We start from the raw sequence: 7220 nt of genomic DNA on the forward strand, positions 1-7220 counted from the left end.
GGCGTGCCCGGCCGGGACAGCCCGGCGGCTGGGCAGGGAGGCTGAGCCGCGATCTGCCCGCGGGTGGGCCCGGGGACTTTGCGCCGGTCGTACCCATCTGGGGTTGATCTTCCTGAGACGGCTGAACCCCGCCGCCCAGCAGGACGACGGGGTTCTCCGACGATCGGGTCAGCGGTCGGTGATGGCGACGAAGTCGCGCTCGGCCTCGCCCGTGTAGAGCTGGCGCGGTCGGCCGATCTTGGTGGACGGGTCGAGCATCATCTCGCGCCATTGTGCGATCCAGCCCGGCAGGCGGCCCAGGGCGAACAGCACCGTGAACATCTTCGTCGGGAAGCCCATCGCCTTGTAGATCAGGCCCGTGTAGAAGTCCACGTTCGGGTACAGCTTGCGGGACACGAAGTAGTCGTCGGACAGCGCGATCTCCTCGAGCTGGAACGCCAGCTCGAGCAGCGGGTCCGGCTTGTCCATCTTGGAGAGCATGTCCTGGGCGGCCTTCTTCACGATGGCGGCACGCGGGTCGTAGTTCTTGTAGACCCGGTGGCCGAAGCCCATCAGCTTGACCCCCTTCTCCTTGTTCTTCACGCGGTTCACGAAGGTGCCGACGTCGCCGCCGTCCCTCTTGATCAGCTCGAGCATCTCGAGCACCGCCGCGTTGGCGCCGCCGTGCAGCGGGCCGGAGAGGGCGTTCACGCCGGCCGAGACCGACGCGAAGAGGTTGGCCTGCGCCGAGCCGACCAGCCGGACCGTGGAGGTCGAGCAGTTCTGCTCGTGGTCGGCGTGCAGCACGAACAGCATGTCGAGGATCTTGGCGATCTCGGGGTCGACGTCGTACTGCACGGTCGGCAGGCCGAACGTCATGCGCAGGAAGTTCTGCACGTAGTCCAAGGAGTTGTCGGGGTAGGGCAAAGGGTGACCGATGCTCTTCTTGTACGCATACGCCGCGATCGTCGGAAGCTTCGCCATCAGGCGAATCCCGGAGATCTCGACCTGCTCCTGATCGGTCGGGTCGAGCGCGTCCTGATAGAACGTGGACAGCGCCGTGACCGCCGAGGACAGCACCGCCATCGGGTGCGCGTCGCGCGGGAAGCCCGAGAAGAAGTGGCGCATCTCCTCCTGCAGCAGGGTGTGCACGCGGATCTGGTCGGCGAATTTCGCCAGCTGCGCCGGCGTCGGCAGCGCGTCGTGGATCAAGAGGTACGACACCTCGAGGAACGACGCCTTCTCCGCCAGCTGCTCGATCGGATAACCGCGATAGCGCAGGATGCCGGCGTCACCGTCGATGTAGGTGATCGACGAGGTGCACGACGCGGTGTTGACGAAACCGGTGTCGAGGGTGACGAATCCGGTCTCTTTCAGAAGGGAGCTGATCTCGATGCCGCCCGGGCCCTCGACGGTCGGACGCACCGGCATCGACAGCTGGCCACCGGGATGGTCGAGCTTGACATCCGTCATGTATTTCCCTCGCTTCACCGGCAGATGTCCCCAAGAACGTGAACTTCACCGTAAACCCTCAACCTGAATGGGTCATCAGCCGCCCAATGCTCTGAGGAATAGATCACGTAGCGCGACGAACGCCCCGCACCATAGATAATGGTGGGTGGAGGTGGGAGTCGATGAAGACCCCGAGATCAGCCCCCGTCGTCGTCGGCGTCAACGGCACTTCCGCGGGCCTCGCCGCGGTGCGCCTGGGCGCCCGAGAGGCCGTCGCCCGCGGCCGGAAGTTGCGCGTGGTGCACGCCTTCACGTGGCCCGACCAGAGCTTCGGTGCGCCGCAGCTGAGCTATTCGCAGGCGCGGCGGGAGGCGGGCAAGATCATCGACCGCGCGGTCGCCGCGGCTTCGCGTTCCACCCCAGGGGTACGCGTCTCCGGGATCATCACCGACGGCCCGCCCGTCCGGGTCCTGCTCCGGCAGAGCCGCATGGCCGAGCTGCTGGTGCTCGGGGACGAGGACCAGTCCGCCGAGGAGCTGCCCATCGACTCGGTGCTCTATCAGACGGTGTCCCGCTCGTTCTGTCCCGCCGTGGTCGCCCGCGGCCCCCGCCCGCCCTCCGGTCCCCTGCTGGCCGCGGTGGACGGCTCCCCCGAGTCGCTGTCCGCGCTGCAGTTCGCCGCCGACGAGGCGGCCCGGCGGGCGGTGCCGATCGAGGTGGCGCACGTGATCACCAAGCGCGGCGGCGAGCAGGCCGGGCGACGGCTGCTCGACGACGCGCTGGCCGCCGTTCCGGAGCTGCACGATGTCCGGAAACGATTGCTGATCGGTGATCCGGCGATGACTCTGGTCCGTGCTTCGCGCCAGGCACGCATGATGCTGGTGGGGCCGCGTGGGACCGACGGGACGCAGCTGCTCGGGCCGGTGGCGCTGCAGCTGTTGCGGCGCGGCGCCTGCCCGACCCTCTTTGTCCACGGAACCACTGCCACGGGGCATTGATCTCCGGGTACGGTGCCTTCGGCGGGTCCCCCGGATTCTTGATCACCGGCACAGCGTGCCCCGCCGTTGGGGGCGTTGTGGCGGGTGCGGCAGGCGTGGGGCAGTGGCGATGGGTCGCCGCGGCCGGCCTCGTCGCGACCGCGATCTACGTGCTGAACCTGTCGCTGGAGATCAGCCTGCTGATCTTCGCGATGATCGGGGTCAGCACGGTCTGGGCGTGCTTCGCCGGTCCGCGCCGGATGCGTGCCGAGCCGCGCGCCGCCTGGCTGCTGCTCGGCACCACCGCGCTGCTGTTCCTGATCGGCGTGGTGCTCCGGCCGTTCGTCTCCGACCAGCCGATGCCCCTGCTGCTGCTCGCCGATGCGGTGATCATTCCGGGGTACGTGGGCCTGGCGACCTGCCTCGTGATCCTGTTGCGCGCCCGCGGCGGTCTCGACTGGCTGGCGGTGCTCGACGGGCTGACCGTGTGCCTGGCCGGCGGCCTGGTCTGCGGCCTGCTGCTGGCCGCGCCGGCCGCGGGCTACGGCGATCGTCCGCTGCCGGTCACGGTGCTGGCCGCGGCGTACCCGTTCTTCGACGTGGTGCTGATGCTGCTGGTGGTCAACCTGACCTTCACCGCGACCACGTGGCCGTTCAGCCTGGCCTCGTTCCTCGGCACGATGACGCTGCTGTTCGCCGGCGACCTGGCCTACGCGATCATCGGGGTGTCCGGCCGGACCTACGCGTCGACGTTCCTGGACGTGCCCTATCTGCTGGCCATGACGCTGCTCGCGGTCACCGCCCTGCACCCGTCGGCCGTCCGGCTCAGCCGTGCCGCGCGGCGCCCGGTGCAGGCCTGGTCCTGGCGCCGGATGGGTCTGCTCGGCCCGGCCGTGGCGGCGCCGTTCGTGTTGCTGGTGGCGGTCGGCGGCCACTCGGCGGCGTACCGGCTGGCGATCGCCGTGACCGGCGGCGTGATGATGCTCCTGCTGCTGGCCCGGGCGGTCTCCGCGGTCCGCGCCCAGGCGGCGGCCCAGCGGCACTCCGAGCACCAGGCGTTGCACGACCCGCTGACCGGGCTGCCCAACCGCCGCAAGATGTCGGCGCACATCGAGCGGCTGCTGATCGAGCTGCCGCCGCAGGGCGAGCGCCGGGTCTGGGTCTACCTGCTCGACCTCGACGGCTTCAAGTGGGTCAACGACTCGTGGGGGCACGACACCGGCGACCAGCTGGTGCTCGAGGTGGCCGCCCGGCTGCGCGCCGCGGTCCCGTCCGCGGTGATGGTGGCCCGCACCGGCGGCGACGAGTTCCTGCTGGCGTACGTGGGTGAGAAGCCCGGCGCGCTGCGGCTGGTCGACGACATCCGCACCTGTTTCGCCAAGTCGATCCGGGTCAACGACACCGAGGTGGTGATCAGCGCGTCGATCGGCATCGCGCACGCCGCGGCCGCGGGGGATCCGGCGGTGACCGCGGAGGCGCTGATGCGGGACGCGGACACGGCGATGTACCGGGCGAAGTCCGAGGGGCCGGGCCGGTCCACGATCTTCGACACCTCGATGCACGACCGGGTGCGGGAGCGGATCGAGCTCGAGGCGGCACTGCGCACCGCCCTGGCCGAGGGGCAGTTGCACGTGGCGTACCAACCGATCGTGCAGCTCGACACGGGACGCGCGCTGGGCGCCGAGGCGCTGCTGCGCTGGACGCACCCGACCCGTGGGCCGATCCCGCCGATGGCGTTCATCGGGATCGCCGAGGAGTCCGGCATGATCGCCCAGATCGGCACCTGGGTGCGCGAGGAGTCGCTGCGCCAGCTCGCCGCGTGGCGGGCCGACGGCACCGTGGCCGACGACTTCTACATCTCGATCAACGTCTCGCCCCGTCAGCTCAACGACGCCGACCTGCCGCTGGTGGTCTCGGCCGAGCTGCTCAAGTACGGCGTGCCGCCCCGCACGGTCGCGCTGGAGATGACCGAGTCGGTGATGGTGGACGGGTCGAGCGTCACCTCGCGGGTGCTCTTCGAGCTGCGGGAGCTGGGCGTGCGCCTGCTGGTCGACGACTTCGGCACCGGCTTCTCCGCGCTGGGCTATCTGCGCAGGTTCCCGGTCACCGGCGTCAAGATCGACCGCTCGTTCGTCTCCGGCCTGGGGCAGAGCCAGGAGGACGAGGAGATCGTGCGGGCCGTGGTGGCGATGAGCTGCGCGCTCGGCCTGAGCATCGTCGCCGAGGGGGTGGAGACCCGCGGGCAGCGCGATGCCCTGGGTGGTGTCGGCGTCACCCAGGGTCAGGGCTGGCTGTGGGGCCCGGCGGTCCCGCCCGCGGAGTTCGCCGCGCACTGGCACGCCGGCGGTCCCGCCGCGCGAGCCGCCGCCGGGGTATCGCCGGCCGGCCCGCTCGGCGCCGGAAAGAACCAGCGCGCCACCGGCCCGGTGACCAAGGGCCGCAATCAGCTGGCGACGGGGAACTCGTAGAGCCAGTACGACTGGCTGTCCACGCGGGTGGCCTTGGCCTCGCCGCCGGCGATGGTGGACAGGATGCTCTCGACCGCCCAGGGCAGGTTGCGCTCGCGCTCGTTCCACAGGCAGACGTCGAGCACGACGATGCCCGCGACCGGCTCGACCATGCGGGCGTAGATCTCGCGCTGCAACGCCACGAAGACGCCGCTGCCGCGCGGGCCGGGCCGCGCACCGATGAACACGCAGTAGACGATGCGGCGTTCGGCGTAGAGGTCGGGCCAGTGGTGCTGGAAGAACGGCGGGGAGATCAGCGGCACCGCGTCGAGGTCGGCGGTCATCACGGACATCCCGGTGAGGCCGGCGTCGTCGCGCGTGACGTACTTGAGCGCGCGCCGATCGGCCATCATCGTGTCGAACTCGGCGCGCACCATCAGGTGGCGGGTGACCGCCAGCTTGACCAGCGGCGCGAACGTCTCCCGATAGAACTCCCAGGCCTCGTCCAGCAACTCCGGCGGCAGCTCCGGCAGCACATCGACCCGCATCACGCCTCCCCCATGCCCGTGATCCATTCTGACCATCCCCGGGCTGCCGAAACACCCTCGGGTGACAAATGTGGCATCTGAGGCTGGCGGGACACCCACAAGTCGGGCATTATTCGCTCGGCTCGAAATCCTTGCGTTCGCGTGAGGCGCGCCGATGGAGTACACAGAGAGACGAGCGACACACCGGGCGATTAGCGGGAGGGCGAGATGACGGGTCTGGTCGGCGCCGAGGTCAACGTGTGGTTGCTGTTCGCGCTTCTGATGCTGGCGGCGGGACTGGGCGGCGCCCTGATGGCCGCGATCCGCGGGGCCCGCTAGCGAAAATGTCGTAGGCATGCGGCAGTCTGTTCCGCATGCGCTTCGCCACCTGGAACGTCAACTCGGTCAAGGCCCGCCTGCCCCGGCTGCTGGAGTGGCTGGCGGAGACGCAGCCGGACGTGCTCTGCCTGCAGGAGACCAAGGTCGCGCAGGGTGACTTCCCGTCCGCCGAGGTGAGCGAGCTCGGCTATCAGACCGCCGAGTACGGTCAGGGCCGCTGGAACGGCGTCGCGCTGCTGTCCAGGGTCGGGCTCGACGACGTGCGCAACGGCTTCGCCGGCGAGCCGGGCTATCCCGACCCGGAGGCGCGGGCGATCAGCGCGGTGTGTGACGGCGTCCGGTTCATGTCGGTGTACGTGCCGAACGGGCGCACCACCGACGATCCGCACTACACGTACAAGCTGTCCTGGTTGTCGGCTCTGCGCACCGCGCTCGAGGCCGATGTCGCAGCCGGGCCGGTCGTGGTGGCCGGCGATTTCAACGTTGCGCCGACCGACGCCGACGTCTGGGATCCGCGGGCGTTCGCCGGGTCCACCCACGTGACGGTTCCGGAACGCGAGGCGCTGGAGCGGATCCTCGGTCTCGGCTTCACCGACCTCCCCGCCCGTCCCCTGAAAGGGGACCACCCGTTCACCTATTGGGATTACCGCGCCGGCATGTTCCACAAGAACATGGGCATGCGCATCGACCTGGTCTACGCGACGGCGGACATCGCCGCGACGGTCAAGGATGCGGTGGTGGATCGCGAGGCGCGTAAAGGCAAGGGCCCCTCCGACCACGCCCCGATCGTGGTCGATCTCGACCGATAGAGCAGCGCGAACGACGCGCGGCGACGGCTGTGGGGACCGGAAGCACGTAGGCTGTGCGCAAGAGCGACCGATCACGGGCTGACGAAAGGGGGGACCACGACATGACTTCGCCACTCCCGGCTCAAGCCGACCGGCGGGTACGTCTCGCCCCCGCCCCGGCCCTGCTGCATGCGGCGCTCGACGCCACCACAGAGGCCGTTGTGCTGTGCACCGACACCCACGAGGTCCTGCTGGTCAACACGGCGGCCGAGCTACTGGTGCCGGAGTTGCGGCCGGGCATGGACGCGACCGCCGGGCCGGTGCCCGAGCTGGCCCGCGCGATCACCGATGGCGACGACGCCTTCACCGCCATCCATGGCGGACGACAGATCCGGGGCGTCCGCCGGGCCCTGGGCGACGAGCACTACGGCTGGTATCTGCAGGATGTGACGCCGCTCGAGCGGGAGCGCGCCCGCACGACGTTCCTCGCCGAGGCGGGGCGCCGGCTGGCCTCGTCCCTGCACCAGCGGCTGTGCCTGCGGACCACCGCCGAGCTGGCGGTCTCGCATCTGGCCGACGCCGCCGTCGTGGTGCTTCCCTCGGTCCGCCGGCAGAGCGAGTGGATGCGTCTGGTCGGCGCAACGTTGAAATCGCCGGCCACCACGACCGGCCCGGCTGCGACATCGGCCTCGAGCGCGGTGCGCAGAGCCG

Annotated in this window: 5 protein-coding genes and 1 pseudogene; 4 read left to right on the plus strand and 2 right to left on the minus strand. The window is 70.1% G+C overall.

Going from position 1 to position 7220, the window contains the following annotated elements; genetic code table 11:
- Window positions 1-168: 168 nt before the first annotated feature.
- A complete protein-coding gene (locus AB0M20_RS19065) occupies window positions 169-1452 on the minus strand; it encodes a citrate synthase (RefSeq protein ID WP_364299797.1) in 1284 nt (427 codons plus the stop codon).
- Between the two features lie 161 nt (window positions 1453-1613).
- Here AB0M20_RS19065 and AB0M20_RS19070 point away from each other — a divergent pair, with 161 nt between their 5' ends.
- The gene (locus tag AB0M20_RS19070) at window positions 1614-2429 is read left to right on the plus strand and encodes a universal stress protein (RefSeq protein WP_364299799.1); all 816 of its coding nucleotides are present in this window, start codon (window positions 1614-1616) and stop codon (window positions 2427-2429) included.
- A 95-nt stretch (window positions 2430-2524) separates the two neighbouring features.
- Entirely contained in the window at window positions 2525-4876 is a 2352-nt protein-coding gene (locus AB0M20_RS19075) for an EAL domain-containing protein (protein ID WP_364299801.1), read from the plus strand.
- On the opposite strand, the gene AB0M20_RS19080 is transcribed toward AB0M20_RS19075, so the two are convergent.
- Window positions 4852-5403, minus strand: coding sequence for a hypothetical protein (locus AB0M20_RS19080; RefSeq protein WP_364299803.1), 552 nt, complete (start codon window positions 5401-5403; stop codon window positions 4852-4854). The genes AB0M20_RS19075 and AB0M20_RS19080 overlap by 25 nt on opposite strands.
- Window positions 5404-5756: 353 nt before the next feature.
- Between AB0M20_RS19080 and AB0M20_RS19085 the strand changes: the two genes are divergently transcribed.
- Together AB0M20_RS19085 and AB0M20_RS19090 are read left to right on the plus strand one after the other, a co-directional pair.
- Window positions 5757-6530: an exodeoxyribonuclease III gene (locus AB0M20_RS19085; protein ID WP_364299805.1), complete on the plus strand. Its 774-nt coding sequence runs from the start codon at window positions 5757-5759 to the stop codon at window positions 6528-6530.
- A gap of 101 nt (window positions 6531-6631) precedes the next feature.
- Window positions 6632-7220: pseudogene (locus tag AB0M20_RS19090) on the plus strand (hypothetical protein); the annotation flags it as partial.

It is taken from the genome of Actinoplanes sp. NPDC051633 (assembly GCF_040681735.1).
In the GTDB taxonomy this organism is placed as follows: domain Bacteria; phylum Actinomycetota; class Actinomycetes; order Mycobacteriales; family Micromonosporaceae; genus Actinoplanes.

Bases quoted from the DNA above. Each gene is read 5' to 3' on its own strand.
- AB0M20_RS19065 (WP_364299797.1), bottom strand. From the start codon at position 1,452: ATGACGGATGTCAAGCTCGACCATCCCGGTGGCCAGCTGTCGATGCCG.
- AB0M20_RS19070 (WP_364299799.1), top strand. From the start codon at position 1,614: ATGAAGACCCCGAGATCAGCCCCCGTCGTCGTCGGCGTCAACGGCACT.
- AB0M20_RS19080 (WP_364299803.1), bottom strand. From the start codon at position 5,403: ATGCGGGTCGATGTGCTGCCGGAGCTGCCGCCGGAGTTGCTGGACGAG.
- AB0M20_RS19085 (WP_364299805.1), top strand. From the start codon at position 5,757: ATGCGCTTCGCCACCTGGAACGTCAACTCGGTCAAGGCCCGCCTGCCC.